This is a genomic window from Corynebacterium sp. MSK310 (assembly GCF_030227355.1).
In the GTDB taxonomy this organism is placed as follows: Bacteria; Actinomycetota; Actinomycetes; order Mycobacteriales; family Mycobacteriaceae; genus Corynebacterium; species Corynebacterium rhinophilum.
The window spans coordinates 1-18,047 of the sequence record NZ_JASPFZ010000007.1 but is presented as its reverse complement, the minus strand read 5'-3'; the positions used below and the strand labels follow the sequence as shown (position 1 = coordinate 18,047).

17 protein-coding genes are annotated in these 18,047 nt (G+C 60.5%); 10 read left to right on the top strand and 7 right to left on the bottom strand.

The window, feature by feature from the left end:
• The first annotated feature begins 121 nt into the window (after window positions 1-121).
• The 5 genes from leuS to QP891_RS06645 all read left to right on the top strand — a co-directional run bounded on the left by leuS (window position 122) and on the right by QP891_RS06645 (window position 5,985).
• Window positions 122-2,968 (top strand): leucine--tRNA ligase, encoded by a 2,847-nt coding sequence (gene leuS, locus QP891_RS06665; protein ID WP_284770814.1) that lies wholly within the window; start codon window positions 122-124, stop codon window positions 2,966-2,968.
• Window positions 2,969-2,971: 3 nt separating this feature from the next.
• Window positions 2,972-3,706, top strand: a complete 735-nt coding sequence (locus QP891_RS06660) for a metal-dependent transcriptional regulator (RefSeq protein ID WP_284770815.1) — start codon at window positions 2,972-2,974, stop codon at window positions 3,704-3,706.
• A 135-nt stretch (window positions 3,707-3,841) separates the two neighbouring features.
• Complete coding sequence (nrdI, locus tag QP891_RS06655) at window positions 3,842-4,330, top strand: class Ib ribonucleoside-diphosphate reductase assembly flavoprotein NrdI (protein WP_284770816.1); 489 nt, start codon at window positions 3,842-3,844, stop codon at window positions 4,328-4,330.
• Window positions 4,331-4,370: 40 nt separating this feature from the next.
• Window positions 4,371-5,384, top strand: a complete 1,014-nt coding sequence (nrdF, locus tag QP891_RS06650; RefSeq protein ID WP_284770817.1) for a class 1b ribonucleoside-diphosphate reductase subunit beta — start codon at window positions 4,371-4,373, stop codon at window positions 5,382-5,384.
• Between the two features lie 34 nt (window positions 5,385-5,418).
• Window positions 5,419-5,985 carry an NADPH-dependent FMN reductase gene (locus tag QP891_RS06645; protein WP_284770818.1) on the top strand — a complete coding sequence of 189 codons (567 nt, stop codon included), beginning with the start codon at window positions 5,419-5,421 and terminating at the stop codon, window positions 5,983-5,985.
• Window positions 5,986-6,013: 28 nt separating this feature from the next.
• On the opposite strand, the gene QP891_RS06640 is transcribed toward QP891_RS06645, so the two are convergent.
• Window positions 6,014-6,652, bottom strand: coding sequence for a hypothetical protein (locus QP891_RS06640; protein ID WP_284770819.1), 639 nt, complete (start codon window positions 6,650-6,652; stop codon window positions 6,014-6,016).
• Between the two features lie 278 nt (window positions 6,653-6,930).
• On the opposite strand from QP891_RS06640, the gene QP891_RS06635 reads away from it, so the two are divergent.
• The gene (locus QP891_RS06635) at window positions 6,931-7,413 is read left to right on the top strand and encodes a MarR family winged helix-turn-helix transcriptional regulator (protein WP_284770820.1); all 483 of its coding nucleotides are present in this window, start codon (window positions 6,931-6,933) and stop codon (window positions 7,411-7,413) included.
• An 83-nt stretch (window positions 7,414-7,496) separates the two neighbouring features.
• Here the strand turns inward: QP891_RS06635 and QP891_RS06630 are convergent, their stop codons facing one another.
• The 4 genes from QP891_RS06630 to QP891_RS06615 are packed head-to-tail and all read right to left on the bottom strand — an operon-like array spanning window position 7,497 to window position 11,197.
• Window positions 7,497-8,471, bottom strand: coding sequence for an MDR family oxidoreductase (locus QP891_RS06630; RefSeq protein WP_284817006.1), 975 nt, complete (start codon window positions 8,469-8,471; stop codon window positions 7,497-7,499).
• 35 nt (window positions 8,472-8,506) lie between these two features.
• Window positions 8,507-9,490 (bottom strand): NAD(P)-binding domain-containing protein, encoded by a 984-nt coding sequence (locus tag QP891_RS06625; RefSeq protein WP_284805933.1) that lies wholly within the window; start codon window positions 9,488-9,490, stop codon window positions 8,507-8,509.
• Window positions 9,490-10,107, bottom strand: coding sequence for a response regulator (locus QP891_RS06620; RefSeq protein WP_284770822.1), 618 nt, complete (start codon window positions 10,105-10,107; stop codon window positions 9,490-9,492). Before QP891_RS06620 ends, QP891_RS06625 begins: the two co-directional genes overlap by 1 nt.
• Window positions 10,100-11,197, bottom strand: coding sequence for a sensor histidine kinase (locus tag QP891_RS06615; RefSeq protein ID WP_284770831.1), 1,098 nt, complete (start codon window positions 11,195-11,197; stop codon window positions 10,100-10,102). Before QP891_RS06615 ends, QP891_RS06620 begins: the two co-directional genes overlap by 8 nt.
• Before the next feature lie 153 nt (window positions 11,198-11,350).
• Here QP891_RS06615 and QP891_RS06610 point away from each other — a divergent pair, with 153 nt between their 5' ends.
• Both QP891_RS06610 and QP891_RS06605 read left to right on the top strand, forming a co-directional pair.
• A complete protein-coding gene (locus QP891_RS06610) occupies window positions 11,351-12,334 on the top strand; it encodes an ABC transporter permease (protein ID WP_284770823.1) in 984 nt (327 codons plus the stop codon).
• Between the two features lies 1 nt (window position 12,335).
• Window positions 12,336-12,971 carry an ABC transporter ATP-binding protein gene (locus QP891_RS06605; protein ID WP_284770824.1) on the top strand — a complete coding sequence of 212 codons (636 nt, stop codon included), beginning with the start codon at window positions 12,336-12,338 and terminating at the stop codon, window positions 12,969-12,971.
• Here QP891_RS06605 and QP891_RS06600 read toward each other — a convergent pair.
• Window positions 12,958-14,550 (bottom strand): bifunctional ADP-dependent NAD(P)H-hydrate dehydratase/NAD(P)H-hydrate epimerase, encoded by a 1,593-nt coding sequence (locus QP891_RS06600; RefSeq protein ID WP_284770825.1) that lies wholly within the window; start codon window positions 14,548-14,550, stop codon window positions 12,958-12,960. The two genes, QP891_RS06605 and QP891_RS06600, sit on opposite strands and share 14 nt — an antisense overlap.
• Before the next feature lie 17 nt (window positions 14,551-14,567).
• Window positions 14,568-15,383 carry an Fpg/Nei family DNA glycosylase gene (locus QP891_RS06595; RefSeq protein ID WP_284770826.1) on the bottom strand — a complete coding sequence of 272 codons (816 nt, stop codon included), beginning with the start codon at window positions 15,381-15,383 and terminating at the stop codon, window positions 14,568-14,570.
• A gap of 118 nt (window positions 15,384-15,501) precedes the next feature.
• Here QP891_RS06595 and QP891_RS06590 point away from each other — a divergent pair, with 118 nt between their 5' ends.
• Window positions 15,502-16,998 (top strand): DUF1846 domain-containing protein, encoded by a 1,497-nt coding sequence (locus tag QP891_RS06590; protein WP_284817004.1) that lies wholly within the window; start codon window positions 15,502-15,504, stop codon window positions 16,996-16,998.
• Between the two features lie 42 nt (window positions 16,999-17,040).
• Window positions 17,041-17,967 carry an oxygen-dependent tRNA uridine(34) hydroxylase TrhO gene (gene trhO, locus QP891_RS06585; RefSeq protein WP_284770828.1) on the top strand — a complete coding sequence of 309 codons (927 nt, stop codon included), beginning with the start codon at window positions 17,041-17,043 and terminating at the stop codon, window positions 17,965-17,967.
• The last annotated feature ends 80 nt before the right edge of the window (window positions 17,968-18,047 follow it).

Below are 18,047 nucleotides of genomic sequence, written 5' to 3'. Positions count from 1 at the left end.
CACTCACCGCAGGAGTCGTGTCAAGGAATTTCGCCTGGCTACCGGTACGGCGCCGAATTAGTGAAGCAAAACCCACCTCTGCCTACCCCGCGCCGGGTTGGGGCTATTACACTGTGTGTTTATGACTAAACCGAGCGATTCCACGTCGTACCGCTACACCCCTGAGCTGGCGAACCAGATCGAAAAGACTTGGCAGCAGTATTGGAAGGACCACGAGACCTTTAACGCGCCGAACCCGGTCGGTTCGCTAGCCACGGGTGCGGGCGAGCTGCCCAAGGAAAAGCTCAACGTGCAGGACATGTTCCCCTACCCTTCCGGTGCGGGCCTGCACGTGGGGCACCCGTTTGGTTATATCGCCACCGATACCTATGCCCGCTATAACCGCATGCTGGGCAAGAATGTGCTGCACACCATGGGCTATGATGCCTTCGGCTTGCCGGCCGAGCAGTACGCCATTCAGACCGGTACGCACCCGCGGACCACCACGATGGCCAATATCGACAACATGCGCCGCCAGCTGGGCATGCTGGGCTTGGGCCACGATCCGCGCCGCTCGGTGGAATCCACGGATCCTGAGTTCTTTAAGTGGACCCAGTGGATCTTCCTGCAGATTTATAACTCCTGGTTCGATGAAGAGCAGCAAAAGGCTCGCCCCATTGCTGAGCTCATCAAGGAATTAGAGGCCAATAAGCGCACCACCAAGGACGGGCGCTACTACGAGGATTTGTCCCCGCAGGAAAAAGCCCAGGCAGTCGATGAGTTCCGCCTGGTCTACCTGTCCAATTCCACGGTGAATTGGTGCCCGGGCTTGGGTACCGTCTTGGCCAACGAGGAAGTCACCGCGGAGGGCAAGTCTGAGCGCGGCAACTTCCCGGTCTTCCGCAAGAACCTGTCCCAGTGGATGATGCGCATTACCGCGTATTCGGATCGTTTGCTCGATGATCTGGAGCTGCTGGATTGGCCGGAGAAGGTCAAGTCCATGCAGCGCAACTGGATCGGCCGTTCCCGCGGCGCGGAGGTAACTTTCCCCGCGGAAGGCTACGGCATCGACGTGTTTACCACGCGCCCAGATACGCTCTTTGGCGCGGAGTACGTGGTCTTGGCGCCGGAGCATGAGCTTGTCGATGCCCTCTTGTCCCCCATTCCTTACGACGATGACGTGGACGAGCGCTGGACCTACGGCAACGATGACCCGAAGGAAGCCGTCGAGTCCTACCGCGCGGATATTGCTGCGAAGTCGGATCTGGAGCGCCAGGAAAATAAGGAAAAGACCGGTGTATTCCTGGGTACCTATGCCACCAATCCGGTCAATGGCAAGCAGATCCCGATTTTCATCGCGGACTACGTGTTGACCGGCTACGGTACCGGCGCCATTATGGCGGTGCCCGCGCACGATACGCGTGACTATGAGTTTGCCCAGGCCTTTGGGCTGCCGATTACGGAGGTTGTCTCCGGCGGCAATATCGAGGAAGAAGCCTGGACCGAAGACGGTGCCTTGGTAAACTCCGCCAACGATAAGGGCCTGGATCTTAATGGCCTGAATAAGGCGGAGGCCATCGCCCAGGCCATCGAATGGCTGGAAAAGGACGGCTCCGGACGCGGCAAGATTCAGTACAAGCTGCGCGACTGGCTCTTCGCTCGCCAGCGCTACTGGGGCGAGCCCTTCCCCATCGTCTATGACAAGGACGGCATGGCCCACCCGCTGCCAGAGTCGATGCTGCCGGTTGAGCTGCCCGAGGTGGAAGACTATAAGCCGGCCTCCTTCGATCCAGAAGATAAGGACTCGGAGCCACAGCCGCCGTTGGCGAAGGTCCGCGACTGGGTAGAGGTAGAGCTGGACTTGGGCGATGGCCCGCAGACCTACTACCGCGATACCAACGTTATGCCCCAGTGGGCGGGTTCTTCCTGGTACCAGCTGCGCTATATCGATCCCCGCAATAGCGAGGCCTTCTGCGATATCGAAAACGAGCGTTACTGGACCGGCCCGCGCCCAGATGAGCACGGCGAAAACGATCCGGGCGGTGTAGATCTGTATGTCGGCGGCGTCGAGCACGCCGTGTTACACCTGCTCTACGCCCGCTTCTGGCACAAGGTGCTTTTTGACCTGGGCTTTGTCAGCTCGCAGGAGCCGTATCGCCGCCTGTACAACCAGGGCTATATTCAGGCCTACGCCTACACCGATTCCCGCGGCGTGTATGTCCCTGCCGCAGAGATAGAGGAAAAGGACGGCAAGTTCTACTACAACGGCGAGGAGGTCAACCAGGAGTACGGCAAGATGGGCAAGTCCCTGAAAAACGCCGTGGCCCCGGATGATATCTGCCGCGACTTCGGTGCCGATACCCTGCGCGTGTACGAAATGTCCATGGGTCCGTTGGATACCTCCCGCCCGTGGGCGACCAAGGATGTTGTCGGTTCGCAGCGCTTCCTGCAGCGCCTGTGGCGCCTGGCCATTAATGAGGACACCGGTGAAGTGGCTACTACCGATGCCGAGCTCACCCAGGATGACCTGAAGCAGTTGCACCGCACCATCGCGGGCGTGCGCGATGATTATGAGAACCTGCGCCTGAACACGGTCGTGGCCAAGCTCATCGAGTACGTCAACTATCTGACCAAGACCTACCGCACCGAGGCTCCGCGCGCGGCGGTGGAGCCCATCGCGCAGCTGGTCTCCCCCATCGCCCCGCACATTGCGGAGGAACTGTGGCAGCGCTTTGGCCACGATGAGACCATCACCTACGAGCCACTCCCCTCTTTTGAGGAGAAATACCTGGTAGATGATGAGATTCAGGTGCCAGTCCAGATCAACGGCAAGGTTAAGTCCCGCATCAACGTCGCGGTCGATGCTGACCAAGACACCGTATTCGAGGCTGCTTTTGCCGATGCCAAGGTGGCTGACCTTACCTCCGGCAAGAACGTGGTGAAGAAGATCTACGTTCCCGGCCGGATGGTGAACCTGGTGGTTAAGTAACCAATGAGCGTGGACGTCTCGGGCCTTTCGCCATCCAATCAGGACTACCTCAAGGCCCTGTTTAAGCTGGGCGAATGGCACGACGACCCCGTGACGGTAAAGATGCTCGCCCAGCACATAGGCGTACGGCTCTCCAGCGCGTCTGATGCGGTGCGGAGGCTCGAGAAAAAGGGCCTCGTCACCCATATGCCGTATGGCGCCATCGGGCTGAGTACCGAGGGGCGTGCCTTTGCCCTCGCCATGGTGCGGCGGCACCGCCTCATCGAAACCTTCCTGGTGGAATCCCTGCACTACCGCTGGGACCAGGTCCACGCGGAAGCCGAGCAATTGGAGCACTGCGTCTCCGATTTCTTCCTAGAGCGCATAGACGCTGAGCTGGGATTTCCGCGCCGCGATCCGCATGGAGACCCCATCCCCAGCGCCGCGGGCGACTACCCCGCGGACTATGCCGCGACCCCGGCATCCGAGCCAGGGGATCTGCGCAAACTCAGCGATCTGGAGCCCGGTGAGGCGGGCATAGTCGATCGCATTAGTGATGTGGACGCCGATCTGCTGCGCTTTTTTAGCGAGAATAACCTGACCATCGGCGCTGCCGTGAGCGTGCAAGGCAGCCAGCCGTATTCCGGCGGAATGGCCGTGCGCGTAGAGGGCAACCAGAACGAGCATGCCCAGAATGAAGATGCCGCGGCTTTCTCCCTGAGCTCCCAGGCAGCCCGCGCCGTGTGGGTGCGCATATAACTTTCCTGCCCCTTCCCTTCTGAAGGGAGGGGTATTTGCGCATGTCAATAGTGGTTAGTTGCGACGTAGTTAAAAGTACGTTAGATCTGTAGTTGTAGCAGAAAGTGCGCTTCGGCGCAGCCACTAAGGAGCGAGATGACTAAAGCCTCGACGCCACCCTGCGGCATTAATACCGCCGCTAATCTTGTGTATTTTTCTTCGGTCAGTGAAAATACCCACCGTTTCGTCCACAAGCTGGGGTTTCCAGCGGCACGCATCCCTCTGCGTCCGAAGCGTGAAGGAATGCTCTATGTCACCGAGCCTTTTGTGCTCATCGTCCCCACCTACGGCGGCGGCAATATCAAGGCGGCAATTCCGGTGCAGGTGCGCCAATTCCTCAACGTTCCGGAAAACCGTGCACTCTTGCGCGGCGTCATTACCTCAGGAAATACCAATTTTGGCGAGGCCTTTTGCTGCGCTGGGCCACAAATCGCCCGAAAGTGCGGGGTGCCAGAGCTCTACCGCTTTGAGCTGCTCGGTACTGACCGCGATGTTGCCCGCGTACGGGAGGGTTTGCAGGACTTCTTTGCGCACCACCTCTACCCCACCGCACACGAGTCCACCGCACACGCGTCCATTCCCTGATGTCTAAGGACGCCTAAGAAAAAGAAACGAGAAAACATCGATGAAATATCAAGAGCTCATTGAGCGATCCCAAACCCCGCCGCATTTTCGCCACGATGCTTCCACCCCGTTACGCCCGGTGAATTGGAATCGCATCTGGGATGACAAGGACCTGGAGGTGTGGAACCGCCTGACCTCGAATTTCTGGTTGCCGGAAAAGGTCCCGCTCTCCAATGACCGCAATGACTGGTCGCGCATGGATCCAGCCGAACGCGATCTCACCATTCGCGTTTTTACCGGCCTGACGCTACTGGATACCGTGCAGGCCACCGTGGGAGAAATCAGCCAGATTCAAGATGCCCGGACTGAGCATGAGGAGGCCGTTTATACCAATATCGCCTTCATGCAGGCGGTACACGCGCGGAGCTATTCCTCAATCTTTTCTACCCTGGCCAGCACCGAAGAGATTGAGAAATCCTATGCGTGGGCCGTGGATAACCCAGTGCTGCAACAGCGCGCGACCAGTGTCATGGTGCATTACTATGGCGATGACCCACTAAAGCGCAAGGTTGCCTCGACCCTCTTGTCCTCCTTGCTGCTTTACGCCGGCTTCTATCTTCCGCTGCACTTTAGCGTGCACGGAAAGCTGACCAATACGGCAGACATGATCAGGCTCATCCTGCGGGATAAGGCGGTCCACGGCTACTACTCCGGATATAAGTTCCAGCGGGGATTGGATCACGCCACGGAAGCTCGCCGCGAGGACATGCGGGAATTTACCTTTGACTTGGTGCGCGAGCTCTATGACCTGGAGATGCGCTATTCCGGCGAGCTCTATGAACCGTACGGGCTTATGGATGATGTCGCGACGTTCGTGCGCTACAACGCCAATAAAGCCTTGATGAATTTGGGCTATCCCAACCTCTTCCCGTACGAGGAATGTCAGGTCAACCCAAAAATCCTCGCGGCACTCACGCCAGGTTCGGATGAAAACCACGATTTCTTTTCGGGTTCGGGGTCCTCTTATATCATCGGCAAAGCTGTAGAGACCTCCGATGCCGACTGGGATTTCTAAAACCACTAAGTCTCCACACGAAAGGACACATATCATGAAACTTCTTGTACTCGTCGGCAGCCTGCGGCGGGAAAGCATTGCGAAAAAGATCGCCAACCATGCCATGGAACTGGTCCCCGAGCACGTTGAGTGCCAGCGCTACGACCTGCGTGACCTCCCGCTCTATGATTTCGACTACGACGATCCTGGCGTGGCGGATAAACCCACGCCGGAAGCGTACACCGATTTCCGCAATGCAATTAAGGATGCGGACGCGATTTTGTTCGTCACCAGCGAAAACAACCGGACCATCCCGGCGTGCTTAAAAAATGCCATCGATATCGGATCCAAACCCAATTCCGATGTGTCCTGGAAGAATAAGCCAGCTGGCATCATTAGCCACTCCGTGGGCCGCATGGGTGGGTATTCCTCCCACAAGAACGTGCGCCTAGCACTGTCCTACTTCGACATGCCGATGCCCGGTCAGCCCGAGGTATTCTTGGGCAATTCACCCCAGCTCATTGGTGAAGACGGAAAGATCGAGCCGTCCAGCACCATCGAGTTTGTAAAGGACTACCTCGAGCGCCTTGTAGCCTTGGTACCTGCGGCTCCGCAACAGTAGGAGCTACCTTCTCCAATCAGCGAGGCGGTTAATCCCAGTACTCCGTGGCGCATAGCGCGATGCCGTGCGCCCGGATTCCCTGTCCCGCTTCAACTGGGGCATCAACAATGAGCGGGAGTCCGTCGATTTCGCTTACCCAGAACTCCCCTCCCCCAAATTCATTGGTCTTTTTCTCGACATTATTCACGGTGCCAGCTAGCTCGACCTGCGGGTTGAGCAGGCTGGGCTTGTAGTTTTGATAGAACCGTTCCGTCGCTGGGGATTGCAGCGAGAACTCCGCCGGTTCCGTTAATTCATAGTCCAACGCAACGACTGCGGGTCGCACCCGGCCGCGCAGTTTTTCACCGCCCACGGGGTTGCCGGTGGGAAGCGTGAAGGGGGCATCGCTAAGCACCGCCCACCGGAGATCCTCCATTTCCAGGATGCCAATAAATGGCATGGCGCGATATAGCGTTGCCTCCACGTCTTCCCCGCCTCGGAATGACGGCAAGACGGTCCACTCCCCCTCGTACTCCATCGCCGTGACGGCGATCCCGGAGGGGTCCGCATAGTAGAGCACTTGATCAAAAGCCGGTGCGTCCCACAGGGTCCGCTCCGTGGGAAGCTCCGCGATGAGTTCCTCCGTGTCCACGAAGTCGAATCCGCAGGCGCTAAAAAGTTTATCCATGCCCGCCATCATAGACAGGCGTCTGCTCTACAGGAGTCGCGGGCGGTCTGAAAATAGGCCAGTTTTTATTTAATAAAAACTAAATGTGGTGACAATCAACCGAATATTAACACAAATAAATAGGTTATAAAAAGCAAAGTACATGCTGTTAAACCGGCAAAAGTATGGCGCGGGCGAATTATTGATACGCTTAATCCAAGCCGTTTAATAATGTTGGGGGTTGATGGATCAACTGCGGAAATCGATACACAGTTGAGTAATCAACTGCGCAGGGTATAATGCCATTTAAGTCAAAGGCTAAAGGGAGAGGTGCCGTGCGCGCAGAGGAAAGTGCGGCGTGGGCGGATTATGTAGCGATGCAGCGTGCGCTGCATAAGGAGTTGTCCAACGCGCTGCAGGTAACAGCGAATGTGAGCGAGGCGGACTATGCGGTGTTGGCCGTCCTGCAGCGCCGCCGTGGGCAGAGCACCCGGCCGCATGAGTTGGCTGCGGAACTGGGGTGGGAAAAGTCGCGGCTGCACCGACAACTGGTCCGGATGGAGGGGCGCAAGTTGGTCAAGAGGCGGCACGCGGAGGAGTTAGGACCCCGAGCTATTGAAGTCACAGTGACGAAATTCGGCGAGGAAGCATTCGCTACAGCACTGGAGAGCCATACCGCGAAGGTGGATGATCAGGTGGTCTCCGTCTTGACGGGAGAGGAATTGCGGCAGTTGGGTTCCATCTCAAGAAAAATCGTGCGCGGCTTAACGGGCGATACCTAGAATGCGGGGAGCCAATCGCACAAGGCAGGCACCCCGTCACTGACGGGGTGCCTTCCTAGTTTTGAGGCCTAAAGACTCGGACGTTAGGAAATCTTCAACACCGTGCGGCCATGGTGGCTGCCGTTGATGAGCGATTGTGCTTCCTCCACCGCATCTTCCAGCGGGAGGGTATTGGTCAGGGACTCCAGGATGGACAGGTCCAAGGTGCGGGCGAGGAGCTGCCAAGCATTCTGGCGATAGTGCAGTGGGGCATCGACGGAGTTCACGCCAGCCAGGTGCACGTTGCGCAGGATGAAGGGCATCACGGTGGCGGGCAGGTCAGGGCCGCTTGCCATACCGGTAGCGGCAACGGTGCCGCCCCACTTGGTACGGGCCAAGACGTTTGCCAGCTCCTGGGAGCCGGAGGTATCCACGGCGCCGGCGTAGATGGCCTTTTGCAGGGGCTTGCCCGGTTCGGTGAATTCGGCGCGATCGATGATCTCGTGCGCGCCGAGCTCGTGGAGGTAGTTGGCGTAATCGTCGGGGCGGCCGGTCATGGCGTGGACCTCGTAGCCGGCATTGCGCAGAAGGTTGACGGCGATGGAGCCGACGCCGCCGGTGGCGCCGGTGACGAGGACGGGGCCCTCGGGAAGCCCGCGCAGCGAGTTAACGCACAGCGCCGCGGTGTAACCGGCGGTACCGACGGCAGCGGCCTCTTCCGCGGTGAAATCTGCTGGCAGGGCAACGGTGGCGCGAGAATTGACGCGCTGCTTTGGGGTGTAGCCGCCGTGGCGGAATTCGCCAAGGCCATCGCCGAAGGAGGCAACGAGGGTGCCCACCGGCAGGCGCTGCACGTTGGACTCGGATACAGTGCCGACCACGTCGATACCGGGCACCAGCGGGTTGGTGCGGACGACGCCGGGATCGCCGGTAATCGCCATCGCGTCCTTGTAGTTCAGCGAGGAATAAGAGACGTCAACGGTCAGGTCACCCTCGCCGAGGAATTCCCCTTCCTCAAAAGAGGTGGTGACGGATTTGTCTTCGTTACGGGTAACAAGTAGCGTGCTCATGCTCACCATGATACGTGAATTGTGATGCAACCATTTTTGGGCGGCTAAAGGTCGGGGGAGCAGAGCTTGGCGATGTCCCCCGCGGTCTGCTTGGCAAAGGGGCTCACCCCGGTAATGGTTGCGGAACCGGGGCCGGTCCAGGTTCCGTAGCCGACGAGGAACAGGCCTTCGACGGTGGGGGTGCGGCCATCGAGAAGCGCGCGGAAAGGCCCCAGCGCCGGGCGGAACCCGGTGCACCAGATGAGGTGATCTGCCTTCACCTCATCGAGGTTAGAGAACATGGGGGAGGCCTCGAGCAAGCCCTCGTCGCGGGCGCGTTTGACGGGAGGAACGACGACAATATCGCCCAAGTTGGTATCCGCGCCGGGATCGGGCTCGCCCCGCATCATGGCGTTGAGGCGGGCGCGGTTGCGCTGGAAAAGCACGCGGCCGTCAACGTCATCGGGCATCCACCGCGGCGGATTTGCCGTAAACCAAGTGGCCTCTACGCCGGAGAGCACGAGCTCTGCGGCAATCTGCGCCCCGGAATTGCCCGCCCCAACAACGGCGACGGACTCACCGCGGAAGGGATCGGGGCCGGGGTAGACCGCCGAGTGCCATTGCCGCCCGGCGTAGGAACCGGGGTAGTAGGGGATAAACGGCGAGGACCACGTGCCCGTGGCTGCCACCACCGTGCGCGCGGTGAGGTGTTCGTCATCGGTGGTGACATGAAAGTTCTCGCCATCGTGGGTGACTTCCTGGACCCACACCGGCCGGCGTACGGGAAGGTCATAGCGCTGCTCGTAGCGGGCGAAGTAATCGATGACGTGGCTGGCGGGCGGGAAACCCTCGTGGTGGGGCATCGGCCAGCCGGGCAGGTTGGAGGAGGCGCTATTGCTAAATAGCGTGAGCGACGGCCACGCGTGGCGCCAGGCCGCGCCGGGGGAGGGCTCGGCATCGAGGATCTGGAAGTCGAGCCCCTTCTTGCGCAGGTAATAGCTGGTGGCCAGGCCGGCTTGCCCGCCGCCGATAACGATGCAATCGAGCATTAAATGAGCTTTCTTTCGCGGGCTACGGTCACCGCGGCCGTGCGGGTGTCCACGCCCAGCTTCTGATAGATGTGAATGAGGTGCGTCTTCACGGTGGCCTCAGAAATAAAGAGTTGGTTGGCTAGTTCCTTATTGGAAGAGCCGGTCGCGAGGGCGCGGAGGATCTCCAGCTCGCGCGTGGACAGGGACTGCTCGGGCTGGCCCACGCGCTGCGCCAGGAGGTTGACCACCTCTGGGGCGAGGGTGCGCCGGCGCGCGGCGGTATTGAGCACCGCTTCGTGCAGCTCTTCCTCGGGTGAATCCTTGAGCAGGTATCCCATCGCGCCGGCCTCAACTGCGGCCAGGATATCGGCCTGGGTGTCATAGGTGGTGAGGATGAGCACGGGTGGGCCGCCGGCCTCGGTCAGCTTTTTGGTGGCGGTGATGCCATCGACGCCCGGCATCTGGATATCGCAGACCACGACGTCGACCTCGGGGGCGTCATCGGCACAGAGCTTGTCCACGTCCGCGCCATTATCGCCTTCCATGACCACCCGGACATCGGCAAACGTATTGAGTATCGCGCGCAGCCCGGCGCGGACGACGGGGTGGTCATCGATAAGCATGACATTAACCATGGGGCTGCTCCTTGAGGGGGATTCTAATGGCAAGGGCGGTGCCATCGCCGGATTCGAGGCTCAGGGAGCCACCGACGCTCTCCACGCGCTGGGACAATCCTTGCAAGCCAAAGCCGCTATCGCCGCCGTGGCGCGGGGGCTCAACTACACCGTGCCCATTATCCACGACGTCCAGGGTGACTGCATCCTCAAAAAGGCCCAGGGTGACCACCGCGCGGGAGGCGTGCGCGTGCTTGATCACGTTATTAAGGCCCTCCTGCGCGGCGCGCACGACCACTTGCTTGATATCGCTGGGAACGCTGCCGCTACCGGAAACGACGAGGTCGAAGGTGGTGTCCTCGCCCAAAGCCTCCGCGCGTCGGCGCATCTGCGACAGGATGGAATCCAGCTGGGTTTCTAGGCGCTCATCGGGACCGGCGAGCTCGCGGACGAAGCGACGGGCCTCGGCCAAGTTCTCACCAGCGGTGTCCTCGATGACGGCGAGCTGCTCGTCCTTGGTCTCTAGATCATCGGTCGTGCGGGCGGCGCGGGATAGCAACAGGATGGAGCTCAACCCTTGGGCCACGGTGTCATGGATATCCCGGGAGAGGCGCTCGCGCTCTTCTAGGCGCCCGGCCTGGTGCTCGCTGGCTGCAAGCTCCGCCTGGGTTTCCTGCAGCTGCTTGGCGATGTCCCTGTGATGCGCCGCCTCCGCCTGCAAGCGGCGCTGGATATAAAACACGCCCGCTGCAAAGGTCGTGCCGATAAGCGGGCCCATGGCCGCGGCGATGGACCAGCCATCCGGATGCAGCCACGCGGGGATGAAGGCGGCCGCCGCCCACAGCACCGTGATGGAGATAAGGCCTGGCCACTTGGGCAAGGCGCGCAGGAAGACGAAGATGAGCGGGAACTCGAGCCACATGAAATCCTGCGCGTGGACCATCAGCCCCAACCAGAGCAGGCACAGCCCAGTGAGCCAGAGCCAGGTGGGAAGCCAGCGCTCGGCCGCGTACACCGCGGCTAGGCCGATGGCCAAAAGGATGGCGCGGGCGTCCAAGCGGTCATCGATATAGGCGCGGGCCACGCCGAAAAGCAGCAGAAACGCGAACATGGCGTGTAGGCCCCAGAGCCATAATTTCTGTCCAGAAAACACAATTTCCTACAGTATCTGCCGGAGGGTGGATGAGGGATCAACCAGTTGGTTGACTGGAGGTTCAACTAGGCCGTCGATTACTTCTGACCTGCACAAAGGGACTATAGAAGTATGTTCTTAGCTATTCGTGAAATCACCGCTGCGCGCGGCCGCTTCGGGCTCATCGGCGGCACCGTAGCGCTTATTACCCTGCTTTTGGTTATGCTCTCCGGCCTGACGGAGGGCCTGTCCAAGCAAAATACCTCGGCGCTTGAGGCCGTGGCGCAAGATCACCCCTACGTCAGCTTTTCTACCGAAGAGCCCGCCTATAACGAGTCCGAGATCCATGAAAAGGATCTTTCCGGGGATGCGATTGCCTTGGGCACCGCGCAAACCAAGCTGGAGGGCGAGGGCGCGGTAGGCGTGATGGGCCTTCCGGCCGGTACGACCATCCCCAATACTAACGCCACCATTCCGGAAGATGGCGCCGTCCTGTCTGACACGATTGATGCCTCCGGCACCGTGAATATCGGCGGAGTAGACCTTTCCGTAGAGGGCACCGTTGCCGAAACGCAGTTCTCCCACTCGCCTGTGGTGTGGGTATCTACCCAGACCTGGCAAAAGGTAAGCCATGCCCCAGAGGGGGTAGTCGGCACGGTTGCCCTGCACTCCGAAGAGGTACCCGGTTCGGTCGAGATGTCTGATTCCTTCTCCGGCCTGCCCGCTTACCAGTCCGAGCGCGGTTCGCTGCTGACCATGCAGGGCTTCCTCTACGGCATCTCCGCCCTGGTCACCGTCGCCTTCCTGACGGTGTGGACCCTGCAGCGCACCCGCGATCTCTCCATCCTTCGCGCCTTAGGCGCCTCGGTGCGCTACCTGCTGCGCGATGCCCTGGCCCAAGCCGCGCTGATTTTGGCGGCCGGCACCATCCTCGGCGCATTCGTCGGCTGGCTACTGGGCCTGTTGGCCTCTGGCACCGTCCCCTTCGACGTAACCGTGCGCACCATCATCGTTCCCGCGGTCGGCATCTGGATCCTGGGCATGGCCGGTGCCCTAGTCTCCACCCGCCGCGTAGCCAAAGCCAACCCCCTCGATGCATTGGGAGGAAATGCCTAAAATGTCCACCATTCTTGATATTCGCAACGCCACCGTCACCTTCCAGGACGGTACGACGACGACCACGGCGCTTGATAATGCCACCTTTAGCGCCGACTCCGATACCCTCACCGCCATCGTGGGCGAGTCCGGTTCCGGTAAGTCCACGCTGCTCTCCGTCGGCGCCGGGCTCATCACGCCGGACTCCGGCACCGTCGAGGTCGACGGCACGAACTCCATCATCTTCCAGCAGTCCAACCTGCTGTCCTCGCTCAAGGTGCGCGATCAGCTGCTCATCATGGACCACATGGCCGGGCGCAAGCTGCGCAAGGATCGCGCCGATGAGCTGCTAGAATTCGTTGCCCTTAAGGGCATGGGCAATCGCCGCATCGGCCAGCTTTCCGGCGGCCAGGGCCAGCGTGTCAATATCGCGCGCGCCTTAATGGATGAGCCGAACCTGCTGCTTGCCGATGAACCCACCTCCGCCCTCGACTCCCACCTTTCGCAGGAAATCATCCGCCTGCTGCGCGATATTACCCAGGAGCTGCACACCGCCACCGTGCTGGTCACCCACGATCGTTCCTTGCTCACCTTCGCCGACCACGTGGTCGAGGTCAAAGACGGCCGCGTGAGCAAGCAGGACGTTAACGGTGCATAACTAGCAGGCGGGCGATGGACTGGGGCATCGCCGCGGCAATCTGGGAAGCGGAACAAATGCCAAAACCATCGGGGGTATGTGCCGCAATGGCTGCGGCGTGCTGGTGTAGGGCGGCGGCGTGGAGGATCTCCATGATGATGTACTCGGCATCGGCCTTCGCGTGGTTTACCTGCGCAATGGTGGCGCCGAGGATGCCGGATAATACGTCTCCGGAGCCTGCGGTGGCCGCATAAGAGTGACCGGCATTCATCCCATAGATGGCCTGGTCGGGCGCGGTCACCGTGGTGATCCGGCCCTTGTGCAGGATAAAACAGTCCAAGTCCTCGGCCAGCTCGCGCTGGCGCGGGCCCACGCCCTCGCTGAGATCGAGCTCGCGGCCGAGGGCGGCCTCGTACAGGCGGCGGAACTCGCCGGCGTGCGGGGTAAGGATGACCCGCGGGTGGGTGCGGACACGATCGCGCAGCTCAGCGCTCTGGGCGAGCAGCGTCAGGGCATCGGCATCCAGGATGGTGGGCAGCTCGCGATCTAAGACGGTGCGGAGCTCGCGCGCCGCTGCTTCATCGGTGCCGCGGCCAGGGCCTACTACCCACGCCTGGGCATGTACCTTGTCCTCGGCGCTCGGGTGAGGAACCACCTCGGGCAAGTGGGGGACCACGGCATCGTTATCTATCACCCGCACCATGGACGGCGTGGCGCGCACCGCGCCGGTAGCCGCCAGGATGCCCGCGCCGGGATACGCGCTGCTGCCAGCACAGATAGCGGTGACCCCGCCGGTGTATTTCGTGCTTGAAGCGTGGGGAGTGGGGTCCACGATGGGCCCTGTGCAGCCCACGGGCTTGGGGGCGGTGACGTGGCCCAAGTGGACATCGGCAAGCACGGGCTCCGCAGGCCACTGGTAGGGGAGATCGATGGTGGGCTCGTTGGCGATATAGCCCGCTGGCTCCGCCGAGGCCGTTAGTTCCTCCGCGAAGGACCGCGGCGCGTTGGGCAGCTGCAGATCGCACAGGACCACCGTGCCGCATTCCGGGGCGAAGACGTGACCGGCGCGCGCCCAACCGAAGCTCACGGTAATCGTTGCCTCGACCGCGTTCTCTGCGGCCACGCCCGTATCGGCGTTGATGCCAGAGGGGATATCCACCGAAAGCACCGGGATATCGTGCTGCTTGGCCGCGCGGTACGCGGCAAGACCCGCTCCGCTGAGGCCGCGGGTGGAGTTAAGGCCAGCGACGGCATCAATAAGCAGGCCTGTGGCCTCCGCGCGCGGTTGCTCAGTAATGGTTCCTCCGGCGGCCTTAAAGGCCTGCAACGCTGGGTCGTGCGCGGAACCGGCGACGAGGATTGCTTCGACGCCATAGCCCTCCTCGGCGAGGAAAGCGCCTGCATAAAGGCCATCGCCGCCATTGCCGCCAGGCCCGGCCAGGATGGAGATGCGGCGAGGCGCTGGGCCTGTCAGCATGGATTTCGCCGTGGCGGCAATGCCCTGCGCGGCCAGGCGCATGAGCTCATCATCGTGGCTCTGCTGCGCGAGGAGCGCGGACTCGGCGGAACGAACGGCGGATACACTATAGGCAGGTCGCATGCCCGCCACTATAGGCCTTAAGCAGCGGATTGGCAGGTGGGGCACCAGAAGAGGTTTCTGCCCTCCATTACCTGCTCTGCAATCGGCGTGCCGCAGACATAGCAGGATAGGCCCGCGCGCCGGTAGACGTAGACTTCGCCGCCGTGATCATCCTTGCGCGGGTCGCGGCCCATGGCCTCGGGGGAGTGCTCGGCCCGCACGGTATCGATGCGGCCGTGCTCCACGCCGTAGTTCATGAGCTCTACCAGGTCTTTCCAGATGGCGAAGAATGTTTCACGGGAAACATCCTTGCCAGGAGTGAAAGGGGAGAGGCCGGCGCGAAAGAGGGCCTCCGCGCGGTAGATATTGCCCACACCGGCATACAGGTGCTGGTCCATCATGAGGGAGCCTATGCTGCGGCGGGATTTGTGTACCTTGGCCCACAGGGCTTCGGGGTCGGCATCGGCGCGGAGCGGATCCTGTCCTACCTTGGTCAGCCGGGCCTGGTAGTCCTCCTCCGTAAGCAGCAGACAAAATTGGGGCCCGCGCAGCTGTGCGGCCTGCGTCCCATTGTCTATGCGTATGCGGATCTGACCGCGGGTTTCCTCGCGCGGTTCGAAGCTGAGCTTGCCGATGAGCCCCAGGTGAATATAGAGGATATGCTCCGGGTCCGCGGCGGTGAAGTGCACGAAGAGGTGCTTGCCAAAGGCCTCTGCGTGGTCGATTTCTGTACCGTCCAGAATGGCCGCCTCAGCGGCGAAGCGGCCTTGCGGGCTGGTCAGGTTGAGCGGCATCCCGCGATAGTCCGCGTTGAGAGTGTGGGCTAGGCGGTGGATCACGTGACCTTCAGGCATAACTTCAGTGTAGTGAAATAGTTGGTCGCCCCCAACTAGGGCGCGTGGCGCCGGGGAATGAAAAAGAGTAAACTCAAAGCGCGGATTGATTTTATTTCTATTGAAGGGTCGATAAATCATGACGCATGAAATCGGTTTTGACCGTGAAAAATACATAGAGCTGCAGTCAAAGCACATCCAGGCCCGCCGCGAAGAAATCGGTGGAAAGCTCTATCTGGAAATGGGCGGCAAGCTTTTCGATGATATGCATGCCTCCCGCGTGCTGCCGGGCTTTATCCCGGATAACAAGATCGCCATGCTGGAGCGCATTAAAGAGGACATTGAAATCCTCCCGTGCATCAATGCCAAAGACATTGCCCGCCACAAGGTACGCGCCGATTTAGACATCCTGTATGAAGACGACCTCCTGCGCCTAGTGGACGTATTCCGCAGCCGCGGCTTCTTGGTCGAAAACATCGTCATGACCCAGGTGGAAGACGGAAATACGCAGGCAGAGGCGTTCATCGAAAAGCTTGAGCGCCTCGGCCTCAAGGTTGCCCGCCACCGCGTTATCCCTGGTTATCCCACGAATACTGACCTCATTGTCTCTGAGGATGGTTTTGGTAAGAACGAATTTGCCGAAACCTCCCGGGATTTGGTCGTTGTGACCGCCCCAGGTCCTGGTTCCGGCAAGCTCGCCACCGCACTATCGCAGGTCTACCACGAGCACCAGCGCGGCAATAACGCTGGTTATGCCAAGTTTGAAACCTTCCCCATCTGGAATCTTCCCCTCGAGCACCCAGTCAACCTCGCCTATGAGGCTGCCACGGTGGATCTTAATGATTCCAATATTATTGACCACTTCCACTTGAGCGCCCACGGCGAATCCACGGTGAACTACAACCGCGACGTCGAGGCGTTCCCGCTGCTGCGGACCCTGCTGGAAAAGCTCACCGGCACCACGCCATACGAATCGCCCACGGACATGGGCGTGAATATGGCCGGCTACTGCATTACCGATGATGCGGTCTGCCGCGCCGCCGCACAGCAGGAAATCATCCGCCGCTATTTCAAGGCCAAAGTAGAAGAAGCCCGCGCCGGGCTGGGCGATGAGCAGTCCGAGCGCGCCGCCGTCGTCATGGCAAAGGCCGGCATTAAGGCCGATGACCGCCCTGTGGTTGGCCCGGCCCGCAAGCGCGCGGAGGAAACCGATGGACCCGCCTCCGCAATGCAGCTGCACGATGGCACCATCATCACCGGCCGCACCTCCCCGCTGCTGGGGTGCTCCGCGGCGATGCTACTCAATGCCCTCAAGTATTTAGCCGGCATCGATGACGAAACGCACCTGCTCTCGCCGGAGTCGATAGAGCCAATCCAAACGCTGAAGACGAAGCACCTGGGATCTTCCAACCCACGCTTGCACACCGATGAGGTGCTCATCGCGCTATCCGTATCCGCCGCGAAGGACGAGGATGCGCGCAAGGCGCTGGAGCAGATCAAGGAGCTCGCCGGCTGCGACGTCCACACCACCACCATCCTGGGCTCGGTGGATGAGGGAATCTTCCGCAACCTTGGCGTGCTCGTGACCTCGGATCCGGCCTTCGCCCGCAAGAAAGCGCTCTACCAGAAACGCTAAGGAATTGGGGATCTTTCCGGTAGCGGGCCTAAGATTATGGGCGTGACTATCGGCAAAGTTCTCCTGTATTACTGCTTTACCCCCATCGAGGATCCGACCGCCGTCATGCTGTGGCAGCGCACCCTGTGCGAGTCCTTGGGCTTGAAGGGTCGCATCCTCATTTCGGAACACGGCATCAATGGCACCGTTGGCGGCGACATGGATGCCTGCAAGCGCTACGTGCGCCAAACCCGTGAGTACCCGGGCTTTAAGCGCATGCAGTTCAAGTGGTCCGATGGCGGCGCCGAGGACTTCCCGCGGCTATCGGTCAAGGTGCGCGATGAAATCGTGGCCTTTGGCGCGCCGGGCGAGCTGAAGGTGGATGAAAATGGCGTCGTCGGCGGCGGCACGCACCTGAAGCCGGAAGAGGTTAACAAGCTGGTAGAAGAGCGCGGCGATGAGGTCGTCTTCTTCGATGGCCGCAATGCCATGGAAGCAGAGATTGGCAAGTTCAAAAATGCCGTCGTGCCGGATGTGCGCACCACCCATGACTTCATCGAGGAACTGGAATCCGGCAAATATGACTGGATGAAGGACAAGCCTGTCGTCTCCTATTGCACCGGCGGCATCCGGTGCGAGGTCCTATCCTCCCTGATGAAGAACCGCGGCTTCAACGAGATCTACCAAATCGATGGCGGCATCGTGCGCTACGGCGAAAAGTACGGCAATGATGGGCTGTGGGAAGGCTCCATGTACGTCTTTGACAAGCGCATGCACCAGGAGTTCGGCCAAGGACTAGAAGACCCGGGCTTTATCCAATTGGGTCACTGCGTGCACTGCGGCAAGGGAACTAATACCTTCCACAACTGCATTAATGAGAACACGTGCCGCCAGCAGGTGCTCATCTGTGATGACTGCATCCAAAATGTGGAAACCCAGCATTGCGGGAGACCGGATTGTGAGGAAGTGGCCCTTCGCCTTGCCAGCTAGCCTTGTGATGTCTAGTGACTTTTTGGACTCGGAGTCCATTGACTTTTTGGACTCGGAGTCCAGTTAGTTTTTTGACGCGG